The sequence below is a fragment of the Roseateles sp. P2_H4 genome (assembly GCF_056403315.1).
In genome coordinates this window covers 1-26,859 of record NZ_JBFUFR010000037.1, presented here as the reverse complement: position 1 = coordinate 26,859, position 26,859 = coordinate 1, and the positions used below count along the sequence as shown (strand labels likewise).

Sequence of the window (26,859 nt, the reverse complement as noted above, 5' to 3'; positions counted from 1 at the left end):
GGATGCCCGCCTGTGTGGTGAGGCAGTGCTGGCCGGATAGGGCCAATCCTTGACCTGAGCGATCGGCTCAGATTTGGGGTGCCGGAAGTTTGTGCGGGCGCAACATTCGCCCCGCCCCGTAGATGCCCTTAGGGCGCCGCCACCCACAGGTAAGCCCTTGATGCGAAAGGGTTTCCTGAAGTTACGAAGCCTAGAGTGAAACCCCTAGCCGTTGTCGGCACGCGACGAGGCCGGGACGAGGCGCGGAACTGCCTTTAGTAAAGCTTGCGTAAAGCTTGCAGAAGGCTGTCTGAAAATTTCTTCACAACTTCCGCGCTCGACGACGCGACCCGCCTGCATGACGGCGACTTCGTCGGCGATGTACTCGACGACGCCGATGTTGTGCGTGATGAAGAGGTAGGCCAGGCCCTGTTCGCGCTGCAATTCGCGCAGCAGGTTGAGGATCTGGGCCTGCACAGACACGTCCAGCGCCGACGTCGGTTCGTCGCAGACGATCAAGCGCGGCTCGACGGCCAGTGCACGGGCGATGGCGATGCGCTGGCGCTGCCCRCCGGAGAACTCGTGGGGCCAGCGCTGCAGCGCGTCGCGGCGCAGGCCGACCTGGTCGACCAGCATGTGCAGGCGCGCGCGGCGGGCCGCCGCATCCAGGTCAGGACGCAGCGCGATCAAGCCCTCCTCCAGCACGTCGGCGACACGCATGCGCGGATTCAGCGACGCGAACGGGTCCTGGAAGATGATCTGGATGTGGCGCCGTGCCCGCAGCAGGTCGGCGCCGGTCAGCTTGAACAGGTCCTGGCCTTCGAAGAGCGCCTCGCCGCTGATGACAGCCTGGCGACGTAGCAATTGCACGATGGCCTTGCCCGAGGTCGTCTTGCCGCAGCCGGATTCGCCCACCAGGGCCAGCGTGCGGCCTGCGTGCAGCTGGAAGCCGATGCCGTCGACCGCATCGAAGTGGCGCGAGCCGCGCTGGAACAGCGGCGCCTTCAGCATGAAGCGCACCCGCAGGTCGCGCACATCGAGCAAGGGGGCGCCCTCGCCCGTCGCCGCAGGAGGCAAAACCTTTGCACTCGCGGCTTCGCGCGGCAACAAAGCCTCGCCGGGCTGGCTGTAGAGCAGGCAACGCACCTGGTGCTGCGGGCCTTCCTCGGTCAGCGCCGGGGGCGTGTTCGCGCAGTGGCGCATGGCCCGGTCGCAACGCGGCGCAAAGCGGCAGCCGGCGAATTCCAGCGACAAGGGCGGCACAGTGCCCGCAATGGCCGCCAAGGGCTCACCGCGCCGCGCCGCATCGGGCAGCGCCTGCAACAGCAAACGGGCATAGGGGTGCCTGGGGTGAGCGAAGAACTCGGCCGCGGGTGCGACCTCGATGATCTGGCCGGCATACATCAGCGCCACGCGGTGGGCCATGCCGCTGACCACGGCGAGGTCGTGCGTGATCAGCAGCACGCCCAGCTGGCGTTCGCGCTGCAGGTCGCGGATCAGGTCGAGGATCTGCGCCTGGATGGTCACGTCCAGCGCCGTCGTCGGCTCGTCGGCGATCAGGTATTCCGGCTCGGCGGCCAGCGCGATGGCGATCATGACGCGCTGCTTCTGGCCGCCGGAGAGCTGGAAGGGGTAGTCGGCTATGCGCCGCTGCGGCTCGGGAATGCCGACGCGGGCCAGCCAGTCGAGGGCCTTGGCACGTGCGGCCGCGCCGCGCAGCGGCGTGTGGGCCTCGATGGCCTCGACGATCTGCTGGCCGACCCGCATGACCGGGTTCAGGCTGGTGGACGGCTCCTGGAAGATCATCGACACCCGGCCGCCGCGCACCTCGCGCATGCGGCTCTCGGGCAGGGCCAGCAGGTTCTGGCCGTCCAGCCGCACGGCGCCACCGGCGACGCGGCCGTTCTCGGGCAGCAGGCGCATCAGGGCCAGCGCCGTCATGCTCTTGCCGCAGCCGCTCTCGCCGACCAGCGCAAAGGTCTCGCCACGCGTCAGCGCCAGGCGCAGCCCGTCGAGGGCGCGCACCAGGCCGGCGTCGGCATCGAGCTGAACCCGCAGGTCGTCGATCTCAAGCATCGACGGCCCCCTTGCGCTGGAACACGCGCGGCCGGGCGGAACGCGCCTTGGGGTCGAAGGCGTCGCGCACGCCATCGGCGAACAGGTTGGCGGCCAGCACCAGGCCGACCATGAAGCCGAAGGCCGCCGCGAAGCTCCACCACACCAGCGGGTCGCGCGACATCTCGGCGCGGGCCAGGTTGATCATGCTGCCGAAGCTGTTCATCAGCGGGTCGACGCCGACGCCGATATAGGTCAGCACGGCTTCGTAGAGGATGAGTTCGGAGAAGCTCAGCACGACGGTGATCAGCACCAGGTGCATCACATTGGGCACGACGTGGCGGGCCATGATGCTCAGGTCGCCCACGCCGAAGGCCGCCGCGGCCTGCACGTAGTCGAGCTCTCTCACCTTCAGCGTCTCGGCGCGCACCAAGCGGCACAGCCCGGCCCAGCCGGTCAGGCCGAGGATGAGGCAGAGCATCAGCATCTTCACGTCCGAGCGCTCGGCCGCCGTCTCGAAGAGATCGGGGTTCTTGTCGAAGAAGACCTGCACCAGCAGCACGCAGGCGGCGATCAGCAGCACATTGGGCACCGAGCTCAGCGTCGTGTAGAGGTACTGGATGAGCTCGTCCACCCAGCCCTTGTAGTAGCCCGCCAGCACACCCAGCAGCAGCGCGATGGGCAGCGTCGCGAGCGTCGACAGCGCCCCGATGACGAAGGCCGTTCGCACGCTCTTGAGTGCCTGCACGAGCACGTCGTTGCCGGTGCGGTCCGTGCCGAAGACGTGATAGTGGGGCATCAGCGCGATGACGGGCCCGGCCAGCAGCAGCACGACGGCCAGCGTGACGAGGATGGCGCGCAGCGGGTAAAAGGTGCGATCGGCGGCCAGGTCGGCCAGCGCACATCGCCAGCCGCCATGGCGCCGCGCCAGGGCCGCCGCGGTCAGCGCGACGGCCGCGAGGGCGAGCGCCAGGCCGCCCGCCAGGCCAGCGCCCGTGCGCATGGCCACGTCACCAGCCCATTGCGTGGCCGGGTCGCTCAGGTGGGCGCCGCCGAACTGCAGGCGCGGGTAGTCGCGCTTCACCTCGCCCTGGGCGTCGACGACGCTCTCCTTGTTGAAGCCATGCGTTCCCAGCGGCACCGAGTAGCTGACCTCGCGCATSGCGAGCTGGCGCGCCAGCAGCAGGTCCAGCGYSGACAGCGTGCTSGTGTCGTAGACGGTGCTGCCGTCCGTCGTCGGCAGCGCGCGGCGCAGGTGCAGGCTGTCCACCAGCGTGACGAGCAGGAAAAGCAGCATGACGACGCCAGCACAGGCGGCGACCGGATCGCGCAGCACGCGCCGCCACGTCGCCCGCAGATTGGGCTGGCATCTCACCCGCCACGCATAGGCCAGCACCGTGGCGGTCATCAGCCACAGGGCGAGGTCGGTCCAGAGCGGCACGAACTTCATGACAACCTGACGCGGGGGTCAACCCACGTGTAGGCGATATCGATCAGCGCATTGCTGGCGATGTAGAGCAGCGCACCGAGGAAGACCATGGTGCGCACGATGGCGAAGTCCTGGCCCGTGATGGCCTCGATGACGAAGGCGCCCAGGCCGGGGATGCCGAAGAAGCTCTCGAACACCAGGCTGCCGAGGAAGACATACGGCAGATAGCTGCCGGCGCTGGTGATGATGGGGATGAGGGCGTTGCGCAGCACATGGCGGCTCAGCACCCTGCCCTCGGAGAGGCCCTTGGCGCGTGCCGTGCGCACATAGTCCTTGCCCATCTCCTCGAGGAACATCGCACGGTACAGGCGCGCCTCGCCGCCCAGGCGCGACAGCAGCGACAGCAGGATGGGCAGGGCCAGGAAGCGGAGCGCATCCAGCCCCGGCGCGAAGCCGTTCATGGGCACGAGCTTGAGCACGCGCGCGAACAGGAACTGGCCGACGATGATGTAGAACAGGCTGGAGATCGACAGCATCAGCACGCACAGCACGACGCCCCAGAAGTCGATGCGGCTGTGCCGGAAGAACACCAGCAGCAGCGAGAAGGCGACGCTGACGACGACCTGCAGCATGAACAGGGGCAGCGCCAGCTGCAGGCTGACGCCCATGCGCACCTTGATCTCGTGGCCGATGTTGATGGCCTGACGCGCGTCGCTCTTGCCGAAGTCCAGTGCGAACAGCGACACCGAACGCTCCCACAGGATGGTGTGGGTGACGCGCTCGCCGCCCTGCCTGGTGGCATCGAAGTAGAGCGGCTTGTCGTAGCCACGCTCCTGCTTCCACTTGTCGATCTGCACCTGCGTGACGCGCTTGCCGCCGATGTTCAGCCGCGCCATGTCATCCGGCGTATTGACCGAGAAGAACAGGAAGAAGGTGAAGAGGTTGACGCCGATCAGGATGGCCAGGCCATAGCCCAGGCGGCGCAGCACGAAGGACAGCATCAGGCCCCCTCCCCCTGCACCTGCACGGCCGTGGCCGTCTCGCGGGCGCGCCAGGCGCGGCGCGTGGCGATGAAGATGACCAGCCCGCCGGCCGCCAGCAGCAGCAGCGGCCACCAGACCGGTCGGTTCCACTCGGCGATGCTGCGCGTGCGCTCCTGGGYGTCCACGCGCAGATAGCGGGCACGGTCGCGCACGACGACGCCGGGCTTGCCGTTGTGCACCCAGCGCTGGAAGGCCACGCCCGAATAGCTCCAGAAGCCCCAGGCCCAGGGCGAATCCTGGCGCGCGATGTCCGTCATCTGCGCCATCACCCTGGCCTTTTCGGGGCCATCTTCCAGCGACTGCAGCCTGCGGAACAGGCGGTCGAACTCGGGGTTGGCGTAGTTGGCCGTGTTCTCGCCCTCGTGGTGGCTCTTGCTGTTGGGGCCGTAGAGCAGGAAGAGGAAGTTCTCGGCGTCGGGGTAGTCCGCGAACCAGCCCCACCAGAAGATCTGGTGCTTGCCCTTCAGGATCTTTTCCTGGAACTGGTTGAAGTCGGTGGCGCGGATGTCGAGCTGGATGCCGAGCTTGGCGAACTGGCGCACCATCCAGTCGTTCTCGGCCTTGAGCTCGGGCGTGATGACGCGCTGGAAGTCGTAGTTCAGCACCAGCGGCTTGCCGGTCCTGGCGTCGCGGCCGTCGGGGTAGCCGGCCTCGGCCATCAGCTTGAAGGCGTCTTCCAGCGGCCGGCGCACCGGCTTGCCGTTCACGAGCCGGTGCGTGACCGGGTTGTACTCACCCGCGTCGCCCTCTTTCGACCCATACACGCCCGGCGGAATCGGCCCGTGTGCCGCGTCGCCGCCCTTGTCGCGGAAGATGCGGCCATAGCCCTCCTCCCAGTCGATGGCGATGGAGATGGCCTGGCGCAGCGCCTGGTTGCGCTTCTGCTGCTCGGGCGTGTCGCCGCGGCCGACGACGGGATCCAGCCAGTTGAAGCCGAGGTACCAGCTGCTGATGTCGACGTCCATGGGCAGCTGGAAGCCCCGCTGCTCGAAGAAGGCCTTGACCTCGTCGGAGTCATCACGGTCGACGGCGAGGTTGACGCCCCAGTCGGCACGGTCCATCTCGGGCAGGTCGAGATAGCCCTGCTTGAACAGCTCCTTGATCGGCACCTTCTCCTTCACGTTGATGGCCACGACCTTGTCGACGAAGGGCACGCGCTTGCCGCAGTCCGCCAGCCGCCCGGCTTCAGCGTCGCCGGGGCTGCCGTCGCAGGGGTAGGTGTCGGGCCGGTAGTTGGGGTTGCGGCTCATCACGTGCCGGCGGTCCTGCACGTACTCGGTCATCATGAAGGGGCCGCTGCCGACCGGCCATTGGTTCCATGTCAACGAGTTGGCCGCCATGCCGGGCTGGGCATAGAAGGCGTCCACTTCCCAGGGGATGGCGGCCGTGAAGTTGGTGGCCAGCCAGAAGCGCCATTGCGGATAGCGGCCCTTGAGCCGCACGCGCAGCAGATGCTCGTTCACCGCCTGGGCGCCGGCCAGCGGCCACTGGCGGAGGTCCAGGAAGGGCTTGTCCGCCAGGCTGTCGGGCTGGCCGGCGAGCTGCCGGACGCTCTCGCGCTTCATCTGCGCGACATAGTCCGCCAGCCCCAGGATGTGCTCGGAGAACACCGCCTGCATGGGTGTCTCGATGCGCGGGTTGGCATGGCGCTTGAGCGCGTAGACGAAGTCCTCCGCGACGACCTCGCGCGTGCCCAGCTGCTTGAAGTCGAAGGGGCTGCGCTTGTCGCCCAGCTCGCCGGGCTTGAGGTGGTGGTAGAGATAGCCGCCCTGGGCATCCCTGGCGAAGGCGGGATGGGGCGACCACTTCAGGCCCGGGCGGATGGGGATGTCGTAGACGGCCTCGGCGATCTGCTCGTCCGGCGCGTCATCGGGCAGGCGCTTGCCCTGGGCATCGAGGTAGTAGGGCTGGACCACCTCGGCGGCGGAGCGCGGGATCAGCGTGTAGGGGCGCTTGAGCGGGTGGTAGCCATAGGGTGGCTCGCTGATCTCGTAGGTGTAGGTGCTTTCGGGCGCCGTATAGGACGAGGTCGGGTCCAGATAGCGCGGCGAGCGCTCGGCGAAAGCCATGTAGAGCGTGTTCTCACGCTCGGCACCATGCGGGTGGGGGCTGTTGTTGCAAGCGGCGAGCGACATGAACGCCAAAGCGCCCAAGCCACCCCTGATCCAATACCCGATTGCACCCAACACCGACCCCAAAAGACAGCGCCCCGGCGCGGGCCGAGGCGATGTGGGAATGATAGTCGGGCGACTCGTCTATACAGGCCCTGCCAGAGCTAAAAGCGGCGAGGAAAACCCGGGGTGACTTCAGTGATGGTCGTGGCCGCAGTCGTCGCCGCAATCGCCATCATGGTCATGGTGGGCGGCATGTGCCAGCCGCGGGTCGGACTGCCAGCCCAGAATGGCCTCGCGACCCTGCACATAGAGCTCCACCGTGCCACCCACCGGCAGGCAGACCTTGGTGCGCACATGGCCGAAGGGCAGACCGGTCAGCACCGGCGTTTTGGTGCGCGCGCGCAGCGCGGCCACGGCGTCCTTGATGCCGTAGCCACGGTCCAGCGGCGACTTGGCGGCACCGCTGAAATCGCCCAGCAGCACGGCCGCCTGGGCGTCGATGACGCCGGCCTGCTGCAGCTGCAGCAGCATGCGTTCGACGCGGTAGGGGTGCTCGTTGACGTCTTCCAGGAAGAGGATGCCGCCCTTGACCTTGGGCCAGTGCGGCGTGCCCAGCAGCGAGCACAGCACCGTCAGGTTGCCGCCCCAGAGCCGGCCGCGCGCTTCCAGGCCGTCGAAGCCACCGGTCGGTTCACGAAAGCCCACGGCCTCCAGCGCGCCGCTCATGGCCTCGGTAAAACAGTCCTGCGTGATCTCGTCGACACCGCCGTCGGCCTGAGTCCGGCCGAAATCGTCGCAGGCCAGCGGGCCGGCCCACATCGACAAACCCTTGTGGCGAGCGATCAAGCCGTTCTGCAACGCCGTCAGGTCGCTGTAGCCGACCCAGCGCGTGCCCTGCTCGATGCTGCGCGCGATGCGGCCCCAGTCGAGCTGGTCGAGCAGGCGCGTCAGGCCATAGCCGCCGCGCGTGGCCAGGGCGACCGAGGGCGCGGCGTCGGCAATGCGATACAGGGCCGCGAGCCGCGTCGCGTCGTCGCCGGCAAAGCGTTGATGTTTGGCCAGCGCATCGGCATCGATGCTGACCTCGAAGCCGAGTTGCGTCAGCCGCTTGGCCGCCAGCTTCAACGGTGCAGCCTTGGCGAGCACGCCGGACGGCGTGAACAACGTGAGTGAGGTCATCAGGATGGGTCCAGTTCGGTGGCTTCGCCGGCGGGAATGAGCCCTTGCCGTTCGGCGCGACGGGCGCGTGCGGCTTCGCGCCGCTCGGCGAAGAAGTCGCGCAGCAGCTGCGAAGCGGCGTCGGCCATCAGCCCGCCCTCGACGCGCGTGTGGTGGTTGAGCTGGGTTTGGCCGAACAGATCGATGACCGAGCCGGCCACGCCGGTCTTGGGGTCGGCGGCGGCGAAGACGACACGCTTGAAGCGCGCATGCATCAGCGCCATCGCGCACATCGCGCAGGGCTCCAGCGTCACGAAGAGCTCGCACTCCGGCAGGCGGTAGTTCTCCAGCAGCGTGGCCGCGTGGCGCAGGGCCACGATCTCGGCATGGGCCGTCGGGTCGTGCGTGGTGATGGGGCGGTTGTAGCCGGTCGCGATGACCTGGCCGGCGCGCATGATGACGGCACCCACCGGCACCTCACCGACCAGCCAGGCGTTGTGCGCCTGGTCCAGCGCGAGCCTCATGGCTTGTTCATCGGCGGGCGTGTAGATCGGCTCGGTCATCGGACCGGCAGTTTACTTAGAGGGAAGCGGCGGACCGGGATGCCTGGTCGTACAACCCCGACAGCAGCCGCATCAGTTGCGCGCTGTCGCCGATGTCCTGGTTCTGCTGGCCGCTGTCCGCCAGCGCTTCCATCAGGCAGCGCTCGCGCACCTCGCGGTAGGCCTCGCACAGGGCCTGACCCTGTTCGGTGGTGGAGAAGAAGGCCTCCTTGCCGATCTTCTCGCTGCTGACCAGCCCCATGCCGACCAGCTTGCGCAGCGAGTAGGCGACGACGTGGGTGTCCTCCACGTTCAGCACGAAGCAGATGTCGGCCAGCTTCTTCTTGCGGTCGCGGTGGTTGACGTGGTGCAACAACGAGATGTCCAGCGCGGCCAGATCCTTCATGCCGGCGGCGGCCATGCAGCGCACCATCCAGCGGTTGAAGGCATTGCTGACGACGATGAGGCCGAACTCGAACTCCGACAGCTCGGCGCTCTTGTCCGACACCAGATGCGAAGACGACACGATGCTGCGAACCATGATTGACATGATAAACACGTGTCGAATACAAATCGTATACGTTTTATTGAAATCCAAATGAGCAGCACGCCGCCCGACCTCCTCATTCGCCCGCTGGGCGAGGCGGCGCTGTGCTGTGCGGTCGACGCGCCCATCGCCCTCGATCACCAGCAGCGCATCTGGCAGCTCGGCGCGGGCCTGGCCCAGACCGCGGGCGTGCTGGGCCTGATCCCTGGCATGAACAATCTGACGCTGACTTTCGACCCGCTGCACACCGATGGCCAGGCGCTGGAGCAGGCCGTTCGCACACTGTGGGCCAGGCCGCTGCGCCGCCAGCAGGTGGGTCGCCTCGTCGAGATCCCGGTGCGCTACGACGGCCCTGATCTGGGCGACGTCGCCGGCCATTGCGGCCTTTCGACCGCTGAAGTCGTGCAACGCCACACCCAGGCCGAATATGTCGTCTTCTTCATCGGCTTCCAGCCCGGCTTCGCCTACCTCGGCGGGTTGGATGCCTCGCTGCACACACCGCGCCGCAGCGAACCGCGCGTGGCCGTGCCGGCCGGCAGCGTCGGCATCGGCGGCGCGCAGACCGGCATCTACCCCCTGGCCACACCCGGCGGCTGGCAACTCATAGGCCGCACCGCCCTGCCCCTCTTCGACCCGCAAGCCGAGCCGCCCACGCTGCTGGCGCCCGGCGACCGCGTGCGCTTTGTCGCGGAGGGCGCTGCATGATCGAGCTGCTGCGCGCCGGCCCGCTGACCACCGTGCAGGACCTCGGCCGCGAGGCCTGGCGCGATCGCGGCATCAGCCGCTGCGGCGCCGTCGACGACCTCGCGCTGAGCTGGGGCAATCTGCTCGTCGGCAACCCCGTCAACGCCGCCGGCCTGGAGTTCACGCTGGGCCCGGCCGTGCTGCGCCTGGATGCCGACTGCTGCATCGCCATCACCGGCACCGATGCCGAAGCCTCGCTGGACGGCCGCCCGCTGCGCCCCTGGTGGCGCCACCGCGTGCGAGCCGGCCAGACGCTCAAGCTCGCCGCGCCGCGCGAGCGCATGAGGAGCTATCTGAGCGTCTCGGGCGGCATCGCCGTGCCCGAGGCCCTGGGCTCGCGCAGCACCGACCTGAAGGCCGGTTTCGGCGGGCTCGAAGGCCGCGCTCTGCATGATGGCGATGCACTGCCGCTGGCCACGCCCGAGCGCCTGCCCGCACGCAGCATCGGCATGCGGCCGCCCGACTGGGACGCGACGGTGCGGGTGCTGCCCGGCCCGGAGCACGAGGACTTTTCCACGGCTTCCCGCGAAGCCCTGTGGGCCGCTGACTGGAAGCTCACGCCGCAGAGCAATCGCATGGGCTACCGCTTCGCCGGCCCCGAGCTGCGGCGCGAACGCGGTGCCGAGCTGGCCTCGCATGGCGTGCTGCCCGGTGTCATCCAGGTGCCGCCTTCGGGCCAGCCCATCGTCCTGCTCGCCGATGCGCAAACCACGGGCGGCTATCCCAAGATCGGCGTCGTCATCCGCGCCGACCTGTGGAAGCTCGGCCAGCTGCGCCTCGGCGCCACCTTGCGCTTCACGCCCTGCACTACCGATGAGGCCACCGCCGCACTGCGCGAACGCCAGACCACGCTGGCCCAACTGAGGACTGCCCTATGCATGTCGACCTGAACGCCGACCTCGGCGAAGGCGCACCCGACGACGCCGAACTGCTGGCCCTCGTCAGCTCCGCCAACATCGCCTGCGGCTGGCATGCCGGCGATGCGCGGCTGATGCAGGCCACCGTCGCGGCGGCGCTGCGGCACGGCGTCGCCATCGGCGCCCATCCCAGCTACCCCGACCGCGAGAATTTCGGGCGCAGCGAGATGCAACTCGCGCCCGATGCAGTTCGCGCCGACCTGATCTACCAGATCGGCGCACTGGACGCCCTGGTGCGCGCCGCCGGCGGTCGCCTGCATCACGTCAAGCCGCACGGCGCCCTCTACAACCAGGCCGCGCGCGACCCGGACCTGGCCGACGCTATCGCCGCCGCCGTGCTCGACGTCAATCCAGCGCTCGCCGTCTACGGCCTGGCCGGCGGCGAGTTGCTGAAAGCCGCCGAACGCGCCGGCCTGCGCGCGGTCGCCGAAGTCTTCGCCGATCGCGGCTACCGCGCGGACGGCAGCCTGGTGCCGCGCAGCCAACCCGGCGCCTTCATCGAAGACACCGGCACGGCCGTCGCACGCACGCTGCGCATGGTGCGCGACGGCGTCGTGCAGGCGGTCACCGGCGAGACCGTGCCGATGCAGGCCCAAACGATTTGTCTGCACGGCGACGGCCCGCATGCCCTCGCCTTCGCCCGTGCCTTGAACCAGGCCCTCACCCAAGCCGGCGTGCAACTGCGCGCCTGAAATGACGCCCCTCGTCCAATCTCGCCCGGCTGAACGCCGACGAGCCCGGTCGATCCCCCGAGGGGATGACGATGCTCACGGCATCGAGCCGCGAGCACATCGTCAGCGCGGGCCGGCTCGGGAGCGGCCCAGCGCTCGGCCCGCAAGAATCATGTGTGAACACGCAACGGAGAACTGACATGACCCCCACCGTTTCCCTCTGGCCGCTGATCGGCGTCGCCGTCGTCATCGTCGGCTTCGTGCTGCGCTTCAACCCCGTCCTCGTCGTCGCGGTGGCGGGCATTGCGACCGGCCTCGCAGCCAAGCTGCCGCCCGACCTCATCCTCGCCAAGCTCGGCACCGGCTTCGTCAAGACACGCAACCTGCCACTGACCCTGCTGCTGCCCCTGCCCATCATCGGCCTGCTGGAACGCCATGGCCTGCGCGAGCGCGCGCAGACATGGATCGCGGGCATCCGCTCGGCGACGGCGGGCCGGCTGCTGGTCGTCTACCTCTTCATCCGCGAGACCGCTGCGGCGCTGGGCCTGACGTCGCTGGGCGGCCATGCCCCGATGGTGCGGCCGCTGGTGGCGCCCATGACCGAAGCCGCCGCCGAGAAGACGCACGGCCCCGTGCCACAGGCGGTACGCGACAAATGGAAGGCCATGGCCGCGGCGACCGACAACGTCGGCCTGTTCTTTGGTGAGGACATCTTCGTCGCCTTCGGCTCCATCGTGTTGATGCAGACCTTCCTGGCCGAGAACGGCATCGTCACCGACCCGCTGCACATCGCGCTGTGGGGTATCCCGACGGCCATCGCGGCCTTCCTCATCCACGCCGCGCGGCTGATCCGCATGGACCACCGCCTGCCGCAAGACATCGCCCGCGCTCGCGCCGAGGAGGCCAAATGAATTCCATCCTCAAGCTCGACCAGCTCTTCCTGCTGACCGGCGCCGCGCTGCTCATCGTCGCCTGGCTGACCTGCCGCGACCGCAGCAATCCGCGACGCTGGAGCAGCGGCCTGTTCTGGGCGCTGTGGGCCGTCATCTACCTGGTCGGCGACAGCCTGCCGCCCGTCGTCTGCGGGCTGATCGTCCTCATGCTCGCCGCGCTCGGCGGCCTGGGCGGCGTGTCCATCGGCAAGCATGGCCAGCGGGAGCCGGCCGAGCGCCAGGCCAGTGCCGCCCGCCTGGGCAACAAGCTCTTCCTGCCCATCCTCGCCATCACCACGCTGGCCCTGGTCGGCACGCTGACGTTGAAGGATGTCAGCCTTGGCGGCCTGCTGCTCGTCGAGAGCAAGAACGTCACGCTGATCAGCGTCGGCCTCGGCGCCCTCATTGGCCTGGTTGGCGCGTTGTGGATGACGCGCGAGCGCCCCATGCAGGCCGTGCGCGAGGCACGCCGCCTGCTCGAGACCATGGGCCCGGCGGTGCTGCTGCCGCAGCTGCTGGCCACGCTGGGCCTGCTCTTCACCGACGCCGGCGTCGGCAAGGCCGTTGCCCATCTGACGACGAGCTATATCCCGGTCGACAACGTGCTGTTCGCCGTCGCGGCCTATGCGCTGGGCATGGCGCTGTTCACCATGGTCATGGGCAACGCCTTCGCGGCCTTCCCGGTCATGACGGCCGGCATCGGCATCCCCATCCTGCTCGGCATGCACCACGGCAACCCGGCCGTCATGGCGGCCATCGGCATGTTCTGCGGTTACTGCGGCACACTGATGACGCCCATGGCCGCCAACTTCAACATCATCCCCGCCGCCCTGCTCGAACTGAAGGACAAGAACGCCGTCATCCGCGCGCAATGGCCCACGGCGCTGCTGCTGCTGGGCGTCAACATCGTGCTGCTGAAGGTATTGATGTTCTGATGCAGGACCAGCTGTTCGGTGGCGACACGCCGGCCCAGCGCAGCCGCGGCGTCCAGCCCGCGCCGCCGGCGGCTGCTGACTTAGCGCTCGCCGCCGCGCTGCCGCCCCAGGTGCATCTCGGCACGTCCACCTGGAGCTACCCGGGCTGGCAGGACCTGGTCTGGGCCGGCAAGCACAGCGAGGCGACGCTGTCCAAGACCGGCCTCAGCGCCTATGCCGCCCACCCGCTGCTGCGCGCCGTCGGCATCGACCGCGGCTTCTACCGGCCGCTGGCGGCCAGCGACTTCGAGCGCCATGCCCAGCAGGTGCCCCAGGGCTTTCGCTTCACGGTGAAGGCGCCCAGCCTCGTGACCGACGCCCTGGTGCGCAGCGAGGACGGCCGTGGCCAGGAGCCCAATCCCCTCTTCCTCGACGCGACGACGGCGTTGCAGACCTTCATCGAGCCGGTCTTCGAGGGCCTGGGCACGCGCATCGGCGCCCTCGTCTTCCAGCTCAGCCCGCTGCCGGGGCCGCTGCTCGCGCGCATGAGCGAGCAGTTCGATCGCCTGCACGCCCTGCTGCTGGCATGCCCCAAGCCACCCGCCGGCGTCATTGCGGTGGAGGTGCGCGACGCCGCCTGGCTGACACCCGACCTCGTCGCCCTGCTGCGCGACGCCGGCGCGCGCTACTGCGTCGGCCTGCACCCCAAGCTGCCACCTCTGCAGCAGCAATTGCCGCTGCTGCGGGCGCTGTGGCCGGGGCCGCTGGTGGTGCGCTGGAACCTGAACCGCCTGCACGGCCCCTACGGCTACGAGGAAGCGGAGAAGCGCTACGGCGAGTTCAACGCGATGCTGGACCCCGACCCCGAGACGCGGGCCGAGCTGGCCCGCATCATCCGCGGCACGGCGGGCGCGGGACAGGACGCCTTCGTCACCATCTCCAACAAGGCCGAGGGCTCGGCGCCGCTGAGCGTGCGCGCCCTGGCCGAGGCCATCGTCAAGGGGTGACGCGCTTGGTCCGGCTGGCGCGCGGCTTGGCTGGCGCCTTGGCCGCGGTCTGGGGCACGGGCAGATTGCCGCCCTCGGCCTCCCAGCGGTTGACATCTTCGCGATGCAGCTGGCGGTCGTGATGCACGCGGCGCTGATGCTGTTTGTGGCTCAGGTGCTTGACCACCTTCATGGCCAGGGCCGACGTGGCGAGGAGGGCAAGAATGGGCTTGAGGATCATGACAGCCTCCACTGGAAGGGATGGACGCATCGTGGTCGCTCCGGGGTTTCGCGCCCGTCGGCCGGCGTCTTCACGGCCTGTAGGAGCAGGCCTCAGCCCTGCAGCGGCCAGCGTGCGATGACGTCATGCCGCGTCAGCCCCTGCGGGCTCTTCACGAGCACGAACTCGCTGGCGACCCAGCCCGGCAGCTCGACCGGCCAGTCCGGTGCCGCCCGCTTGTCGTAGCGCAGCGTCAGGTGGGGCTCGTAGTCCAGCTCCGGCTCACTGAAACCATGGGCCACGAGCCGCTCCAGGAGGGCATCGCGCAGCTCGCGCACCGCCTCCAGGCCCTGGCCGCCCGTCAACACGAAGGGATGCTTGGACGAGCGTTCCTTGCCCCAGCTCCTGAAGGCGTCGAAGCTCAGGTCGAAGGCCGGCCACACGAGCTCGGACGCGGCGCGGCTGGCCAGCTCGACGAGGCGCGCATCCGGCTCACCGTCGACATAGCCGAAGTAGTGCAGCGTGATGTGGAAGATGCGGCTGGGCCGCAGCCGTGGCTGCAGGCCGCGCGCCTCATGCTCGGCGGTGGCAAAACGGGCAATGCGCTCGGCCGTCTCTTCATCGGGCCGCAGCGCGAAGAAGAGCTTGTGGCCGGTCACGGCCTCAGTTCGTCGCGGCCGAAGCGGCTTCGGCCGCCTTCCTGGCCGCCTCGTCGATCGAGCCCTGCACCTGCTGGCCGACGTCATTCGGCCTGGGCAAAGCCCCGGCGGCTGCCGCAGCCGACGCGCCGGCCGCAGGCGGCTTCAGCGCTGTGGCCTGTTTCTTGGCGAGCGACAGCACGATGGCCGCGACGATGACGAGGGCGAGAAGGCTGAAGGCTGCGCGCATGGCGGGGCAGAGGAAGCTGATGTGGCCGAGGAGCATAGCCCGCCCTTGATCTGGCGCAAGGTGGCGACCCAAGGCTCTTCCTAGCATGGCCCGAACCACAACGGAGACCCGTCATGCTGCTGCGCCTGCTTCTGCTCGCCGCGATCACCGCGTCCACGCTGGCCCAGGGCGCACCCGCCCTGCCAGTCGTCCAGGCCCAGCTGACCAGCCCGCCCTTCGTGCCACCGCCCACCGGGCGCAAGACGCCAGCCAAGGTCATCGTCGAGTTGGAGGTCATCGAGAAGGACATGCCCATCTCCGAAGGCGTCAGCTACACCTTCTGGACCTTCGGCGGCACGGTGCCGGGCAGCTTCATCCGCGTGCGCCAGGGCGACACGGTGGAGTTCCACCTGAAGAACCACCCCAGCAGCAAGATGCCCCACAACATCGACCTGCACGGTGTCACCGGCCCCGGTGGCGGCGCGGCGTCCAGCTTCACCGCGCCGGGCCACGAGTCGCAGTTCAGCTTCAAGGCGCTGAACGAAGGCATCTACGTCTACCACTGCGCGACGGCGCCGGTGGGCATGCACGTGGCCAACGGCATGTACGGCCTCATCCTCGTCGAGCCGCCGCAGGGCCTGCCCAAGGTCGACCATGAGTTCTACGTCATGCAGGGCGACTTTTACACGACCGGCAAATACCGCGAGAAGGGCCAGCAGCCCTTCGACATGGAGAAGGCCATCGCCGAGCAGCCGACCTATGTGCTGTTCAACGGCGCCGAGGGTGCACTGACCGGCGAGCGTGCCTTGCAGGCCAAGACGGGCGAGACGGTGCGCATCTTCGTCGGCAATGGCGGGCCCAACCTCGTGTCCAGCTTCCACGTCATCGGCGCCATCTTCGACAACGTGCGCTTCGAGGGCGGCACGCTGGCGCAGAAGAATGTGCAGACGACGCTGATCCCCGCCGGCGGCGCGGCAATAGTCGACTTCAAGGCGCGCGTGCCGGGCAGCTATGTGCTGGTCGACCACTCCATCTTCCGCGCCTTCAACAAGGGCGCACTCGCCATCCTGAAGATCGACGGCCCCGAGGACAAGGCCATCTACTCGGGCAAGGAGGTCGACTCGGTCTACCTCGGCGATCGCGCGGCGCCCAACCTGAAGGCCGTGGCCACGGCGACGACGGCCGCCGCCGCCGGCACGCTGACGCCCAAGGACCAGATCGCCGCCGGCCAGGCCCTGTTCGCCGGCACCTGCTCGGTCTGCCACCAGGCCAATGGCGCCGGGCTGCCCGGGGTGTTCCCGCCGCTGGCCAAGTCCGACTGGCTGGGCCAGGACCCCAGGCGCGCGGTCGGCGCCGTGCTGCACGGCCTGTCGGGCAAGGTCAAGGTCAACGGCAAGGACTACGACTCGGTGATGCCGCCGATGAACCAGCTCAACGATGACGAGGTCGCCAACATCCTGACCTATGTGCTGAACAGCTGGGGCAATGCAGGCGGCAGCATCTCCGCCGATGAAGTGAAGAAGCAGCGCGCCGCCAAGCCCGCCACCACCAACCAGGCGGGGCATTGATGAACCTCGCCACCGCGCTGGCCGGCCTGGCCGGCGCGGCCTATGTGGCGCTGCCGGGCGGCACGCTGAACAGCGTGCTGGCGCGCGACACCGACCGCGAGCCGACGCAGGTCGCCGCCTTCCAGTTGCGCGAGACGCCTGTCACGCGCGCCGAGTTCCGCCGCTTCCTGGAGGCGCATCCGCAATGGCAGCCGGGTCGCGCGCCGGCGGTGTTTGCCGGCGCCGGCTATCTGCCGCAGGGCCTCGACGACACGGCGGCACCGGTCACCGGCGTCAGCTGGTTTGCGGCCCAGGCCTATTGCGAAGCCGAAGGTGGGCGGCTGCCGACCTGGTACGAATGGGAATACGCGGCGGCCGCCGACGCGACCCGCACCGATGCACGCGGCGACGCCGCCTGGCTGGCACGCATCCTCGGCTGGTATGCCCGGCCCGCCAACGGGCCGCTGCCCGCCGTGGGCGGCGAGGCCAACGTCTACGGCGTGCGCGACCTGCACGGCCTGGTGTGGGAGTGGGTGGACGATTTCAACGCGCTGCTCGTCAACGCCGACAGCCGCAGCGGAAACGATCCCGACCGGCTGAAGTTCTGCGGCGCCGGCGCCATCGACCTGCAGGACCGCCAGAACTACGCCGTGCTGATGCGCGTCGCCCTGCTCTCTTCGCTCAACGCGGCCGACAGCACCGGCAGCCTGGGCTTCCGATGTGTTCACGAGGTGCAGCGATGAAACGACGACTCATGCTCGGCTGGCTCGCCCTGACGGGCGCGGCCCTGGCCCTGCCCGGCGATTCCGTCTACCAGTTCGACGCCACCCTGACCGACCAGCTCGGCCACACGGTCAAGCTCGACGCCGCACGCGGCCAGCCGGTGCTGGTCAGCATGTTCTACACGTCCTGCCAGTTCGTCTGCCCCATGCTCATCGACGCCGCACGCGACACCCAGGCCGCGCTGCCCGAGGCCGAGCGCCGGCGCGTGAAGGTGTTGCTGGTCAGCTTCGACCCGACACGCGACACCCCGGCCAGGCTGGAAAGCATGGCCCGAGAGCGCGGCCTGGACGCCTCGCAATGGACGCTGGCCCGCACCGACCCGGCCACCGCGCGCAAGATCGCCGCGCTGCTGAAATTCCAGTACCGCGCCCTGCCCGACGGCGAGTTCAATCACAGCGCCGAGCTGATCCTGCTCGACGGCGAAGGCCGCATCGCGGCCCGCACAGCCATGCTGGCGGGCGCCGACACGCGCATGGTGGCAGCGATACGCAAGCAGCTGGCGGCGCGATGACACGGCCATGCAACCCACGCCACCACGGCCACCATCGTGGCGCTGGCCATCGCGTTGGCACACTGCGCCAGCGCAAGGCCTGCCCCGACGGCTGTTGATCGTGCATTGACCTGGCGGCAAGCCTGACACCCGCCGCCGCGGGGACGCCGAGGAAGAGCCCCGCACCGGCAGCCGGGCCGACCGGCCCCAGTCAGGCACYTCATCCTTCTTCACCCGCTCGATACCAGCCGGCAGCCTGCCCGCCACAACATCCCTCGGCGGCCCCGCCCTCTTCGGGCCGCCACCATCAGGGAGGCGTATGCAAAAGTCATTGGCAGCGGCAGCTCGCATCGGCGGGGCCGTGGTTCTCGCTCTGCAGCTCGGCGTCGGCGCGTACGCGGCGCCGCTGGAGGCCGGCATTCAGCGCAACGTGCGCGAGGCGACCTTTGAAGTCGTACTGCCCAAGCCGGCCCAGGAGTCCGTCACCTACGACAAGCCCTGGCAGGAGCTGATTCCCTACCAGCTGCGCTCCGACAAGTACGTGTCGATAGGGACTGCCTTCGCCATCGGCCCGAACCAGTACGCCACGGCGATGCACGTGCTGATCGCGGCGTTCGGCGACTCGCGCGGCGAGCCGATGCTGCGCGACGCGGACGGCAAGCTCTATCCGATTGCGCTGATCACCAAGGGCTCCACCGACCAGGACTTTGCGGTGTTCACGCTGGCGAAGCAGCCGGATCGCTCCGCCTTCCTGGAACTGAACGACAAGCCGGAGCTCAACGAGACGGTCTACGCCGTCGGCAACGCACTCGGCGAGGGCGTCGTCATGCGGGAAGGGAACTACACGTCGGACACGCCGGAGGAGGAGAGCGGGCGCTGGCAGTGGATGCGGTTTTCCGCGCCGATATCGGGCGGCAACAGCGGTGGACCGCTGATCGACGCCAAGGGCAGCGTGATCGGCCTCGTGCGTGCCATGCGCACCACCGAGAACACGCTGAACATTGCCGTTCCCGCCGCGCTCGTGAAGAGCGCGCCGGACCACCTGGTGAGCGCGGATTCGCGCGCCGTCACCGGCTTTGCCGTCTTCGACAAGACGCGAGCGGGACGATTCAAGACGGACATCCCCGCGCCCAAGAGCTTCGCCGAGCTGTCGGCGGCCTACATGAAGGCGGTGGAAGAGTTCAATGCGACCCAGCTGCGCGGGCTGCTCTCCGACAACGCGAACGAAACCTTCCCCCGCGGCAGCGGCAGCGAACGGCTGCTTCACGGCCTCTACGAGCGTAGCGCGCCCGCCATCGTCGTGCAGAACGGCAACGGCAACTGGACCTTCACGCAGCCGAGCTACACGCGGCTCGATCTTGGCCGCGAGGGCTGGCAGGATTCGGCCAACTTCAAGGGATACCTTGTGTTCCACCGGCACAAGCCGGACGACGTCAATCAGGCGAAGTGGTATTCGGACGCCCAGATGGTCAGGGAGGCGGTGCTCAAGGCGTCCCCGGCCACGATCCACATCAATGCCGAGAATGCCAAGGTCGTTTCAATGGGCGCCCCGACCGAGGACACCCTCTTCACCGACACCTGGGGCCGGGTATGGCAAGTGCGCGCCTGGCGCATCACCACCTGGTTCGGCAGCGACTGGCTGGTCGAATTCGACCTGCCCGTGCCCGACGGTACGGTCGGTTTCGAGAGCAGGGTCTCCACGCTGGGGCGCAATTTCCAGATCGAGCGAATGAAGCTGCTGACCGGCTTCTTCGCGGCGTCCTACGAAGGAAAGCTGTCGCAATGGGACCGCTTCCTGTCGCAGCGGGCCCTGCTGCCCAAGCCGCTGGCGGCATCGGTGCTGCATATCGACTATGGCCACAGCTTCGCCTTCGACGATCGCCGCGTGGCTTTCAGCTACGGGCCCGAGTTGCAGAAGATCGATCAGGGCAGCCGTCTGCGGCTGGACTTCGCCTTCGCCCGTGAACCCGAGGGAGCCCAGTTCGACATCGCAGGCATCGTGGCCTACAACCCCGACGAGAAGACCGAGATCGACGTCTTTCGCCATGGGACACCCGCCGAGGTCGGGAGTGAGGCCGCGAAGACGGAATGGCGCAAACGGCTTCATCACGCCCATCCCTACGACGGCGTTGCGCTGACCGCGAACAACAGGCAAATGATCAGCACGATCTATGGCGTTGCGGATGCCCAGCCGGCTCCGGACGTCCTCTATACCTTCCAGTACCGCGCCGAGACCGGCACGCCGCAGGACCGGATGAAGGCCAAGCTCGACCTGCTGATGCAACAGGCGAAGGTCAACGAGCGCTGATCGCGCGACGGCACGCTAGCCCGACCGAGTTCTAAACTCGAAGGATGAAGGCAGTCCTGACTTGTCTGGTGGCGACGCTGTTCGCCAGTGCTGAACTGCAGGTCCATGAAGCGCCCTGCGGGCCTTATCAAGTGGCCTTCTACGAAACGGGCTTGCTGTACTTCAAGAACCCGGCAGGCGACTACGTCGGCATTGACCGCGATGTTGTCGAGGAGGTCGGCAGGCGCACGGGCTGCACCTTGGTGCGAGTCATGGAGTCTCGCGTGCGCACCTGGACGGCGCTGGCCGGGGGTACGCTTGACATGACGGTCTCGGGCATAGAAACGCTTGAGCGGCAGAGATTTGCGTACTTCGTTCCTTACGTCCTGAACAATCGCAACTACCTGATCGTGCGCAACGAACTGGCTGCCGCAACGAAGACCATGGACGAGTTCCGAGCGCAAAAGTCTCTACGTCTGGGTGTGGTCAAGGGTTTCGTCCATGGCGCAACGCTGGACGTCTGGATTGAAACACTCCGTCGCGAAGGCCGCATCGATGACGTGGCAGATCTTGAAGTTCTCGCCAGAGTCTTTGCTGCAGGACGCGTCGATGCCTTCCTAAGCCAACCGGTGGTTTGGGGCCCACTACTCAAGCGCAACCAGTTGGCCGGAAAGGTTCAAATCCTCGACTTCGCGCCGCAGGACAACGCAGTCCTCGGACTCGTGCTGTCGCGCCAGCGGGTTGCCGCCGTCGACGTCGACAAGATGCGCAACGCGATCGAGACGATGCGCACCGACGGCACGCTTGAGGCGATTTTCGCGCGCTATGTTGACCGGCCGACAGCCCGAGCGCTTGCGACGCGACCCAGCGAAAAATAGCGGCAGGCAACCGATACCGTCAGGGTGCCTGACGGTAGCAACTCGGGTTGTCAGGATCCAGCCCGGCCCGACTTTGAATCACTCCCACTCGATGGTCAAGCTGCGAGCGCGCTCGAAGGGGCAGCATCAAATATTCGGTGCCTAGTTCATAGCGATACCGTCACCAGCGTCGACGGATCCCTACCGCTGGCAAACCCGCACTCGTCGTCCCACAGCGCCTCGAGTTGGACATGCGCCGTTCTAGTGACCTCATTTCGGTCTGCCGAGGCGCCCAGCATTGGCCGAAATGACGGTATCAGAGCGTCCAACTACGCATGGTCTGACGGTATCAGCGACGGTATCGACTCGCGCTCTGAACGAACTTGAACTCGGAGTGCCTATGGCCCCGCTGACGGTTGGCAGGCGTCCTTCCTGGGCTGGGGCCCCGCCATCATGCGGACTACAAAATCGATGAATGCCCTGACCTTGGCCGGAACGTGGGCGCGGCTGGGATAGTAGACATAGAGAGGAAAAGTCTCGTCTGGCCAGTCCGTCAAGATGGTCTCGAGCGTGCCCGCTCTCACGTGCGTGTCGACACCGAGGTCGATCACCTGGGCGACCCCGTAGCCTGCGAGGCAGGCCCCAATCTTGGTTCCAGCGTCCGTGACCGTCAGGCTGCCGCTGACGGCCACTTTGACCTTCTCATCGCCACGCCAGAACTCCCACTCGAAAGGCCTGCCGGTGGCGGGATCGATGGCCTTGATGCATTCGTGACCGTCATCCACCAAATCCTGTGGGGAGCTGGGCCTACCGCGTTGCGCCAGATAGGACGGTGCGGCGACGGTCAGAACGCGCGGACTGTAGAGACGGCGGCAGACCAAGGTCGAGACCGACGGAGGCCCAAACCTGACTGCAAGATCAAACCCGTCGCTCACCAGGTCCGAGAGTTCGTTCCGCGTCTCCAGCCTCAGTTGAAGGGACGGGTGGGCCGCCAGGAATTTCGCCAACTCCGGTGCCAACACGAGGCCGGCAAACCGCGCATCGCAGGCGACGCGCAGCGTACCGCTGACGGCTGATGCCTGGTCGGCGGCGCCAATGGTCGCATCCTCTAACCCCTGGAGAAGGGGCAGTACCTTCGAGAGCAATGCATGGCCAGCGTCCGTCACTTCAACGTGTCGGCTTGTGCGATGCACGAGCTTGGCGCCCAAGCGGTCCTCCAATCGCTGGATGGAGCGGCTCACCGCAGGCTGTGTCTTACCCAGACGGGCAGCGGCCCGACCAAAACTTTTCGATTGGGCGACCGCATTCAGCGTCAGCAGGCCGATGACAAGCCCTCCATCCAGATCATCCATGGTCTATGTGTTTGGGTAATGGCAGCGATAACCGCTTCGCTGTAGTCGAGCGCGGAAGGATTCCTCACTATACGAATCGTTCAACCAGTGATGAAGGCCCGCGATGACCCAGACCCAAGCCGTAGCCGCTTTGATAGAGGATTACTTCGAACTGGCCTATGAGCCGAAGAGCCGTGACTTCAACAAAGTCTTCCACCCGAGCTGCTTCGTGCAGTGGCTTGACGGAGGACGACTGAATGTCTTGTCCTCGCAGGACTATGCGTCGCTCATCCGTGGGAGGCCGAGTCCCCGCTCAACTGACGCGCCGAGGGACGAAGCGATCCTCTCGGTTGAGCACGTTTCGGACTGCCTTTCAACGGCGAACGTGAGGGTGCGGATCGGCAAGAAGTTGTTCAACGATCACTTCGTCCTGCACAAGGTTGAGGGCGAGTGGCTGATCACGGTGAAGGCGTCCTTCGTGGTAGGCAGTTTCGACTGAAGGGAGGACGGCCTGTGGACGCAGGTCGCGCCGGGCCTGATTCAGCGCGATCTTCCCGACACTTGACACGACATTAAACGGAGGAATATTCTCCGCTTATGGACCGAAGAACTGACTTGGCGTGTGATGCGGGCTGACGCCCAGAAGAATCGGCAACGGCTTGTTGAAGTCACGGTCGACCTGATCCTGGAGGTGGGCGGCGAGCCGGCACGAGACGCTGTCGCCGAACGCGCCGGGGTGGGCATAGCAACCCTCTACAGGCACTTTCCGGATCAACAGTCCCTTCTGCACGCCGCCGTTCGTCATGTACTGGAAAAGACCATCCATGCTGGAGAGGCCCTCGTTGAATCGGTTCCCGACGGCGTCGATACGCTGCGCCAATACATGCACGTGGCGCTCGACAACGGGATCGGGGCGGTGAACATCATTCACCCACTCCTGGAAAAACGAGACTGGAACGATCTTCGCTCCCGCGCGGCGAAGCTCATGAAATCCCTCGTTGCACGCGCCAAGCAGGGCGGTTCGCTTCGCGCTGATCTCTCCGAGCGGGACATCGTGTTCGCCCTGACGCGCTTTGCACGGCCGCTGGCCATGGGAATGCCATCGAGCGAAGAGCGCTCGCTCGCTCACCGGCACCTCGATTTCTACATCGACGGGCTGTGCGCTCCACAGCCGCGCGATGCCAATCCTCGGCCGCAAGACAGATGAAGGCACTCACCGACTTCGCGGCGGCGCTTTGCCTTCTCGCCGCTCTGCCCGCGTTCGCAACGGTAGGCGAGCGGCATCGGCTTGCCCATCAACCCAGCGCGGCGGTTCGAGACGCGGACCACCGCACCGAGGTCGCTAGACGGAGGGCTCACCGTGAGTGAGACCGGCCAGGCTCCGCCGTCCCAGAACGAACCGCTCGTCCTTGCCACGAGCCGGCCGTCGCTGCTGACTGCCTGGACCACCTTCGCCCCTACCCGCATATGACGTTCGCGCAGCCGCCGCCAGATCGGGCGAGGCGCAAGCCGCGCAAACCGTCCTAGGCGCTTTCCCCTGACCCTGACCTGCCTTCGTGGTGACTTGCATGAGCCGCCAGGGAGGGTTGCATCCCCATGAACCGGAGACACGCATGCACCGACGCCAGCTGTTCTCGCTGCTCACCCTTCCTGCGCTGACCGCGCTCCCCTTCACGGCCAAGGCGGCCCCTGCTTCCACCTCTCAAACACCCACTGGAGTTCCCATGACCGACGCCATCCGTTCCGCCCACGCTGCCGTCAACGGCGTGAACCTGTATTACGAGATCCACGGCAGCGGCCGCCCGCTCATGCTGCTGCACGGCGGCGTGTCGGCCAGCGAGGCGTTCGGTCCCAACCTGGCCGCGCTGGCCGCGCAGCGCCAGGTCATCGCCGTGCACCTGCAAGGCCACGGCCACACGCCGGACGTAGAGCGCCCGCTTCGCTTCGAGGACATGGCCGACGATGTGGCCGCGCTGGCCCGCCACCTCGGCCTGAAGAAGATCGACGTGATGGGCTATTCGCTGGGCGGCGGTGTGGCGCAGCAGGTGGCGGTCCGCCACCCCGGGCTGGTGGACCGGCTGGTGGTGGTGTCGCAAGTGTTCAAGCGCGCCGGCTGGTACCCCGAGGTGATTGCCGCGTTCGACGCGATGGCAGCGCACGCGCCGATGATCGCGCAGAACATCGCACAGTCACCCATGGCCAAGCTCTACCCGAACGTGAAGTGGGAGGCGTTGCTGCGCAAGATCGGCGAGCTTGAAAGCCACGACTACGACTGGACGGCCCAGCTCGCCGCCGTGAAGGCGCGCACGCTGCTCGTGTTCGCCGACGCCGACGCGATGCGGCCCGAGCACATGGTGGAGTTCTACAAGCTGCTGGGTGGCGGGCGGYAGGACGCAGGCATGGACGGCTCGCAGCGGCCGGCGGGCCAGTGGGCCGTCATCCCGAACACGACGCACTACAACCTGCTGGCGACTGACGCCGTGGGGAAGGCCGCGGCGGCCTTTCTGGATGGAAAGTGACGGCCAACTGGCCTCTCAACGGCAATTGAGAGCTCAAGCAATGGCATTCACCGCTGCACCTTCGGGTCCCTATGCTTTGCGGCTCGCGGACGTTGATCGGACACTGCTCAATACCGTCGGCGGCAAGGGAGCCAATCTTGGGGAACTGGCGCGAATCGAGGGCATTCGCGTTCCGGACGGGTTCTGCGTAACGACACAAGCCTTTCAGCGCATCCTTACAGAAGTGCCGACCTGGCACGGTCTGCTGGATCGCCTGTCAGGCCTGAAGGCTGATGATCGTGAAGAGATCAGGTCCGCCAGCGCCGACATCCGCCACGCCATCGAGGCCGCCGCGATGCCCGGCGACCTCGTCGACGCGATCACCGCCGAGCTGCGGGGCCTTGGCGAGGAAGCTGCGTATGCGGTCCGCTCCAGCGCGACAGCCGAGGACTTGCCGACCGCGTCGTTTGCAGGTCAACAGGACAGCTATCTGAACATCGTCGGGCTTGCAGACATCCTGCGGCAGATCAGCCGGTGCTGGGCATCGCTGTTCACCGAGCGTGCCGTCGCCTACCGGCTGCACAATGGCATCGACCATCGTCAGGTGCTGATGGCCGTGGTGGTCCAGCGGATGGTCGTCCCGCGCGTGGCGGGCGTCCTGTTCACCGCCGACCCGGTCTCATCCAACCGCAAGGTGGCTGCCATCGACGCCAGCTTTGGGCTGGGCGAGGCGCTGGTGGGTGGACTGGTGAATCCAGACCACTACAAGGTGCGGGACGGGCTGATCATCACCCGAACGACAGGCGACAAGAAGCTGGCCGTCCTGGCCTTGCCGGAGGGCGGCACGCGGGAGCAGGCGGTCGCCGCCGCATTGCAGAGTCAACCGGCCCTCACGGACGCACAGGCGCTGGAACTCGTGCAGCTCGGTCGGCGGATCGAATCGCACTTCGGCTGGCCCCAGGACATCGAATGGTGTCTCCAGGACAACGGTTTCCATTTCGTGCAGAGCCGTTCCATCACTACGCTGTTTCCCGTCCCTGCGGCGACCGACCACGAGAACCACGTCTACGTGTCGGTAGGCCATCAACAGATGATGACCGACCCGCTGCGGCCTCTTGGCGTGTCGATGTGGCAGCTGATGAATCCCCGTATGCATGATGCGGGCGGGCGGTTGTTCGTGGACATCAGCCAGGCGCTGGCATCGCCAAGCCAGCGGGCCAGCCAGTTGGCCATGCTCGAACGAGGCGACCCTCTCGTGCGCGATGCCATCGAGACCCTGCTTCGGCGCGGCGACTTCATCCCGACGGTACGCGACGCGGCCCCTCAACCCGCGCGGCCGGTGGGCAACGAGGCGCAAGCAGACGTCGATGTGTCACTGGTCGGGGAAATGATCGAGGCGTACCGCGTCTCCATCGCGGCGGCCGAGCGCGACCTCCGCACGAAGGCCGGCAACGCGCTGCTGGATTTCATCTTGAGCGACATCCAGGAGCTCAGGAAATTGCAGTCGGCGCAGCAGAGCATCAAGCTCATCTTCGCGGGGGTCGAGGCGCAGTGGTGGCTCAACGACCAGTTGAAGGCGTGGCTGGGAGAGAAAAACGCGGCCGACACGCTGACCTTGTCGGTGGCCGGCAACGTGACGACCGAGATGGGGCTGGCGCTGATGGACGTTGCCGATGAGATTCGCCCGCATCGGCATCTCGTCGCCTTTCTGAAGGAGGCCCGCGATGACTGCTTCCTGGACGGGCTGGAGAAGTTACCGGGTGGTCCAGAGGCCGGCCGCGCCATCCGGCGGTGGCTTGAGCTGTATGGCATGCGCTGCATCGGTGAGATCGATGTGGCCCGGCCGCGGTGGCGGGAGAGGCCGTCGCTGATGCTGCCGATGCTGCTGGTCAACATCAAGAGCTTCGAGTCGGGCGCCGGCCGGCGCCGATTCACCGAAGGCCTGCAG

Annotated in this window: 26 protein-coding genes; 15 read left to right on the top strand and 11 right to left on the bottom strand. The window is 67.4% G+C overall.

The features are described from left to right. Nucleotides 1-204: 204 nt before the first annotated feature. The 7 genes from AC1DW3_RS23660 to AC1DW3_RS23630 form a co-directional block, all read right to left on the bottom strand. The gene (locus tag AC1DW3_RS23660) at nt 205-2,055 is read right to left on the bottom strand and encodes an ABC transporter ATP-binding protein (RefSeq protein WP_477935504.1); all 1,851 of its coding nucleotides are present in this window, start codon (nt 2,053-2,055) and stop codon (nt 205-207) included. Continuing rightward, nucleotides 2,048-3,484: an ABC transporter permease gene (locus tag AC1DW3_RS23655; RefSeq protein WP_477935502.1), complete on the bottom strand. Its 1,437-nt coding sequence runs from the start codon at nt 3,482-3,484 to the stop codon at nt 2,048-2,050. Before AC1DW3_RS23655 ends, AC1DW3_RS23660 begins: the two co-directional genes overlap by 8 nt. Next, on the bottom strand, nt 3,481-4,464 hold the full coding sequence (locus AC1DW3_RS23650) for an ABC transporter permease (protein WP_477935500.1): 984 nt from the start codon (nt 4,462-4,464) through the stop codon (nt 3,481-3,483). Before AC1DW3_RS23650 ends, AC1DW3_RS23655 begins: the two co-directional genes overlap by 4 nt. After that, nucleotides 4,464-6,641: an ABC transporter substrate-binding protein gene (locus AC1DW3_RS23645; protein ID WP_477935498.1), complete on the bottom strand. Its 2,178-nt coding sequence runs from the start codon at nt 6,639-6,641 to the stop codon at nt 4,464-4,466. The genes AC1DW3_RS23650 and AC1DW3_RS23645 overlap by 1 nt, the downstream gene beginning before the upstream one ends. 171 nt (nt 6,642-6,812) lie before the next feature. Then, a complete protein-coding gene (locus AC1DW3_RS23640; RefSeq protein ID WP_477935496.1) occupies nt 6,813-7,799 on the bottom strand; it encodes an LD-carboxypeptidase in 987 nt (328 codons plus the stop codon). After that, a complete protein-coding gene (gene tadA, locus AC1DW3_RS23635) occupies nt 7,799-8,341 on the bottom strand; it encodes a tRNA adenosine(34) deaminase TadA (protein ID WP_477935494.1) in 543 nt (180 codons plus the stop codon). The genes AC1DW3_RS23640 and tadA overlap by 1 nt, the downstream gene beginning before the upstream one ends. A gap of 16 nt (nt 8,342-8,357) precedes the next feature. Next, nucleotides 8,358-8,870, bottom strand: coding sequence for a winged helix DNA-binding protein (locus AC1DW3_RS23630; protein ID WP_477935492.1), 513 nt, complete (start codon nt 8,868-8,870; stop codon nt 8,358-8,360). A 48-nt stretch (nt 8,871-8,918) separates the two neighbouring features. Between AC1DW3_RS23630 and pxpB the strand changes: the two genes are divergently transcribed. The 6 genes from pxpB to AC1DW3_RS23600 all read left to right on the top strand — a co-directional run bounded on the left by pxpB (nt 8,919) and on the right by AC1DW3_RS23600 (nt 14,052). After that, nucleotides 8,919-9,572, top strand: coding sequence for a 5-oxoprolinase subunit PxpB (pxpB, locus tag AC1DW3_RS23625; RefSeq protein ID WP_477935490.1), 654 nt, complete (start codon nt 8,919-8,921; stop codon nt 9,570-9,572). Next, nucleotides 9,569-10,501 carry a 5-oxoprolinase subunit C family protein gene (locus AC1DW3_RS23620; RefSeq protein WP_477935488.1) on the top strand — a complete coding sequence of 311 codons (933 nt, stop codon included), beginning with the start codon at nt 9,569-9,571 and terminating at the stop codon, nt 10,499-10,501. Before pxpB ends, AC1DW3_RS23620 begins: the two co-directional genes overlap by 4 nt. Next, nucleotides 10,486-11,220 (top strand): 5-oxoprolinase subunit PxpA, encoded by a 735-nt coding sequence (gene pxpA / locus AC1DW3_RS23615; protein WP_477935486.1) that lies wholly within the window; start codon nt 10,486-10,488, stop codon nt 11,218-11,220. Before AC1DW3_RS23620 ends, pxpA begins: the two co-directional genes overlap by 16 nt. Nucleotides 11,221-11,399: 179 nt before the next feature. Further along, nucleotides 11,400-12,110, top strand: coding sequence for a DUF969 domain-containing protein (locus AC1DW3_RS23610; RefSeq protein ID WP_477935484.1), 711 nt, complete (start codon nt 11,400-11,402; stop codon nt 12,108-12,110). Beyond that, nucleotides 12,107-13,066 carry a DUF979 domain-containing protein gene (locus tag AC1DW3_RS23605; RefSeq protein WP_477935482.1) on the top strand — a complete coding sequence of 320 codons (960 nt, stop codon included), beginning with the start codon at nt 12,107-12,109 and terminating at the stop codon, nt 13,064-13,066. The genes AC1DW3_RS23610 and AC1DW3_RS23605 overlap by 4 nt, the downstream gene beginning before the upstream one ends. Then, nucleotides 13,066-14,052, top strand: coding sequence for a DUF72 domain-containing protein (locus AC1DW3_RS23600; RefSeq protein ID WP_477935480.1), 987 nt, complete (start codon nt 13,066-13,068; stop codon nt 14,050-14,052). The genes AC1DW3_RS23605 and AC1DW3_RS23600 overlap by 1 nt, the downstream gene beginning before the upstream one ends. Here the strand turns inward: AC1DW3_RS23600 and AC1DW3_RS23595 are convergent. The 3 genes from AC1DW3_RS23595 to AC1DW3_RS23585 form a co-directional block, all read right to left on the bottom strand. Then, nucleotides 14,042-14,272, bottom strand: coding sequence for a hypothetical protein (locus AC1DW3_RS23595; protein WP_477935478.1), 231 nt, complete (start codon nt 14,270-14,272; stop codon nt 14,042-14,044). The genes AC1DW3_RS23600 and AC1DW3_RS23595 overlap by 11 nt on opposite strands. A 92-nt stretch (nt 14,273-14,364) precedes the next feature. Next, nucleotides 14,365-14,910 (bottom strand): 2'-5' RNA ligase family protein, encoded by a 546-nt coding sequence (locus AC1DW3_RS23590; RefSeq protein ID WP_477935476.1) that lies wholly within the window; start codon nt 14,908-14,910, stop codon nt 14,365-14,367. 4 nt (nt 14,911-14,914) lie between these two features. Further along, nucleotides 14,915-15,175 carry a hypothetical protein gene (locus AC1DW3_RS23585; protein WP_477935474.1) on the bottom strand — a complete coding sequence of 87 codons (261 nt, stop codon included), beginning with the start codon at nt 15,173-15,175 and terminating at the stop codon, nt 14,915-14,917. 77 nt (nt 15,176-15,252) lie between these two features. Between AC1DW3_RS23585 and nirK the strand changes: the two genes are divergently transcribed. The 5 genes from nirK (at nt 15,253) to AC1DW3_RS23560 (ending at nt 21,103) form a co-directional block, all read left to right on the top strand. Then, nucleotides 15,253-16,686, top strand: a complete 1,434-nt coding sequence (gene nirK / locus AC1DW3_RS23580; protein WP_477935472.1) for a copper-containing nitrite reductase — start codon at nt 15,253-15,255, stop codon at nt 16,684-16,686. Then, nucleotides 16,686-17,408 (top strand): formylglycine-generating enzyme family protein, encoded by a 723-nt coding sequence (locus AC1DW3_RS23575; RefSeq protein ID WP_477935470.1) that lies wholly within the window; start codon nt 16,686-16,688, stop codon nt 17,406-17,408. Before nirK ends, AC1DW3_RS23575 begins: the two co-directional genes overlap by 1 nt. Further along, entirely contained in the window at nt 17,405-17,959 is a 555-nt protein-coding gene (locus tag AC1DW3_RS23570) for an SCO family protein (RefSeq protein ID WP_477935468.1), read from the top strand. The genes AC1DW3_RS23575 and AC1DW3_RS23570 overlap by 4 nt, the downstream gene beginning before the upstream one ends. Nucleotides 17,960-18,257: 298 nt before the next feature. Beyond that, nucleotides 18,258-20,246 carry a S1 family peptidase gene (locus AC1DW3_RS23565; RefSeq protein ID WP_477935466.1) on the top strand — a complete coding sequence of 663 codons (1,989 nt, stop codon included), beginning with the start codon at nt 18,258-18,260 and terminating at the stop codon, nt 20,244-20,246. A 44-nt stretch (nt 20,247-20,290) separates the two neighbouring features. After that, entirely contained in the window at nt 20,291-21,103 is an 813-nt protein-coding gene (locus tag AC1DW3_RS23560; protein ID WP_477935464.1) for a substrate-binding periplasmic protein, read from the top strand. Nucleotides 21,104-21,480: 377 nt separating this feature from the next. On the opposite strand, the gene AC1DW3_RS23555 is transcribed toward AC1DW3_RS23560, so the two are convergent. After that, complete coding sequence (locus AC1DW3_RS23555; RefSeq protein ID WP_477935462.1) at nt 21,481-22,434, bottom strand: LysR family transcriptional regulator; 954 nt, start codon at nt 22,432-22,434, stop codon at nt 21,481-21,483. Nucleotides 22,435-22,537: 103 nt separating this feature from the next. Between AC1DW3_RS23555 and AC1DW3_RS23550 the strand changes: the two genes are divergently transcribed. The 4 genes from AC1DW3_RS23550 to AC1DW3_RS23535 form a co-directional block, all read left to right on the top strand. Then, nucleotides 22,538-22,912, top strand: coding sequence for a nuclear transport factor 2 family protein (locus AC1DW3_RS23550; protein WP_477935460.1), 375 nt, complete (start codon nt 22,538-22,540; stop codon nt 22,910-22,912). A 126-nt stretch (nt 22,913-23,038) separates the two neighbouring features. Beyond that, entirely contained in the window at nt 23,039-23,620 is a 582-nt protein-coding gene (locus tag AC1DW3_RS23545; RefSeq protein WP_477935458.1) for a TetR/AcrR family transcriptional regulator, read from the top strand. A gap of 517 nt (nt 23,621-24,137) precedes the next feature. Continuing rightward, nucleotides 24,138-24,932, top strand: a complete 795-nt coding sequence (locus AC1DW3_RS23540) for an alpha/beta fold hydrolase (protein WP_477935456.1) — start codon at nt 24,138-24,140, stop codon at nt 24,930-24,932. A gap of 40 nt (nt 24,933-24,972) precedes the next feature. Then, on the top strand, nt 24,973-26,859 hold a 1,887-nt coding region (locus AC1DW3_RS23535; protein ID WP_477935454.1), incomplete at its 3' end, for a phosphoenolpyruvate synthase.

Bases quoted from the DNA above. Each gene is read 5' to 3' on its own strand.
- AC1DW3_RS23650 (WP_477935500.1), bottom strand. From the start codon at position 4,464: ATGCTGTCCTTCGTGCTGCGCCGCCTGGGCTATGGCCTGGCCATCCTG.
- AC1DW3_RS23640 (WP_477935496.1), bottom strand. From the start codon at position 7,799: ATGACCTCACTCACGTTGTTCACGCCGTCCGGCGTGCTCGCCAAGGCT.
- tadA (WP_477935494.1), bottom strand. From the start codon at position 8,341: ATGACCGAGCCGATCTACACGCCCGCCGATGAACAAGCCATGAGGCTC.
- AC1DW3_RS23630 (WP_477935492.1), bottom strand. From the start codon at position 8,870: ATGTCAATCATGGTTCGCAGCATCGTGTCGTCTTCGCATCTGGTGTCG.
- pxpB (WP_477935490.1), top strand. From the start codon at position 8,919: ATGAGCAGCACGCCGCCCGACCTCCTCATTCGCCCGCTGGGCGAGGCG.
- AC1DW3_RS23620 (WP_477935488.1), top strand. From the start codon at position 9,569: ATGATCGAGCTGCTGCGCGCCGGCCCGCTGACCACCGTGCAGGACCTC.
- pxpA (WP_477935486.1), top strand. From the start codon at position 10,486: ATGCATGTCGACCTGAACGCCGACCTCGGCGAAGGCGCACCCGACGAC.
- AC1DW3_RS23610 (WP_477935484.1), top strand. From the start codon at position 11,400: ATGACCCCCACCGTTTCCCTCTGGCCGCTGATCGGCGTCGCCGTCGTC.
- AC1DW3_RS23605 (WP_477935482.1), top strand. From the start codon at position 12,107: ATGAATTCCATCCTCAAGCTCGACCAGCTCTTCCTGCTGACCGGCGCC.
- AC1DW3_RS23600 (WP_477935480.1), top strand. From the start codon at position 13,066: ATGCAGGACCAGCTGTTCGGTGGCGACACGCCGGCCCAGCGCAGCCGC.
- AC1DW3_RS23595 (WP_477935478.1), bottom strand. From the start codon at position 14,272: ATGATCCTCAAGCCCATTCTTGCCCTCCTCGCCACGTCGGCCCTGGCC.
- AC1DW3_RS23585 (WP_477935474.1), bottom strand. From the start codon at position 15,175: ATGCTCCTCGGCCACATCAGCTTCCTCTGCCCCGCCATGCGCGCAGCC.
- nirK (WP_477935472.1), top strand. From the start codon at position 15,253: ATGCTGCTGCGCCTGCTTCTGCTCGCCGCGATCACCGCGTCCACGCTG.
- AC1DW3_RS23575 (WP_477935470.1), top strand. From the start codon at position 16,686: ATGAACCTCGCCACCGCGCTGGCCGGCCTGGCCGGCGCGGCCTATGTG.
- AC1DW3_RS23570 (WP_477935468.1), top strand. From the start codon at position 17,405: ATGAAACGACGACTCATGCTCGGCTGGCTCGCCCTGACGGGCGCGGCC.
- AC1DW3_RS23565 (WP_477935466.1), top strand. From the start codon at position 18,258: ATGCAAAAGTCATTGGCAGCGGCAGCTCGCATCGGCGGGGCCGTGGTT.
- AC1DW3_RS23560 (WP_477935464.1), top strand. From the start codon at position 20,291: ATGAAGGCAGTCCTGACTTGTCTGGTGGCGACGCTGTTCGCCAGTGCT.
- AC1DW3_RS23555 (WP_477935462.1), bottom strand. From the start codon at position 22,434: ATGGATGATCTGGATGGAGGGCTTGTCATCGGCCTGCTGACGCTGAAT.
- AC1DW3_RS23550 (WP_477935460.1), top strand. From the start codon at position 22,538: ATGACCCAGACCCAAGCCGTAGCCGCTTTGATAGAGGATTACTTCGAA.
- AC1DW3_RS23545 (WP_477935458.1), top strand. From the start codon at position 23,039: ATGCGGGCTGACGCCCAGAAGAATCGGCAACGGCTTGTTGAAGTCACG.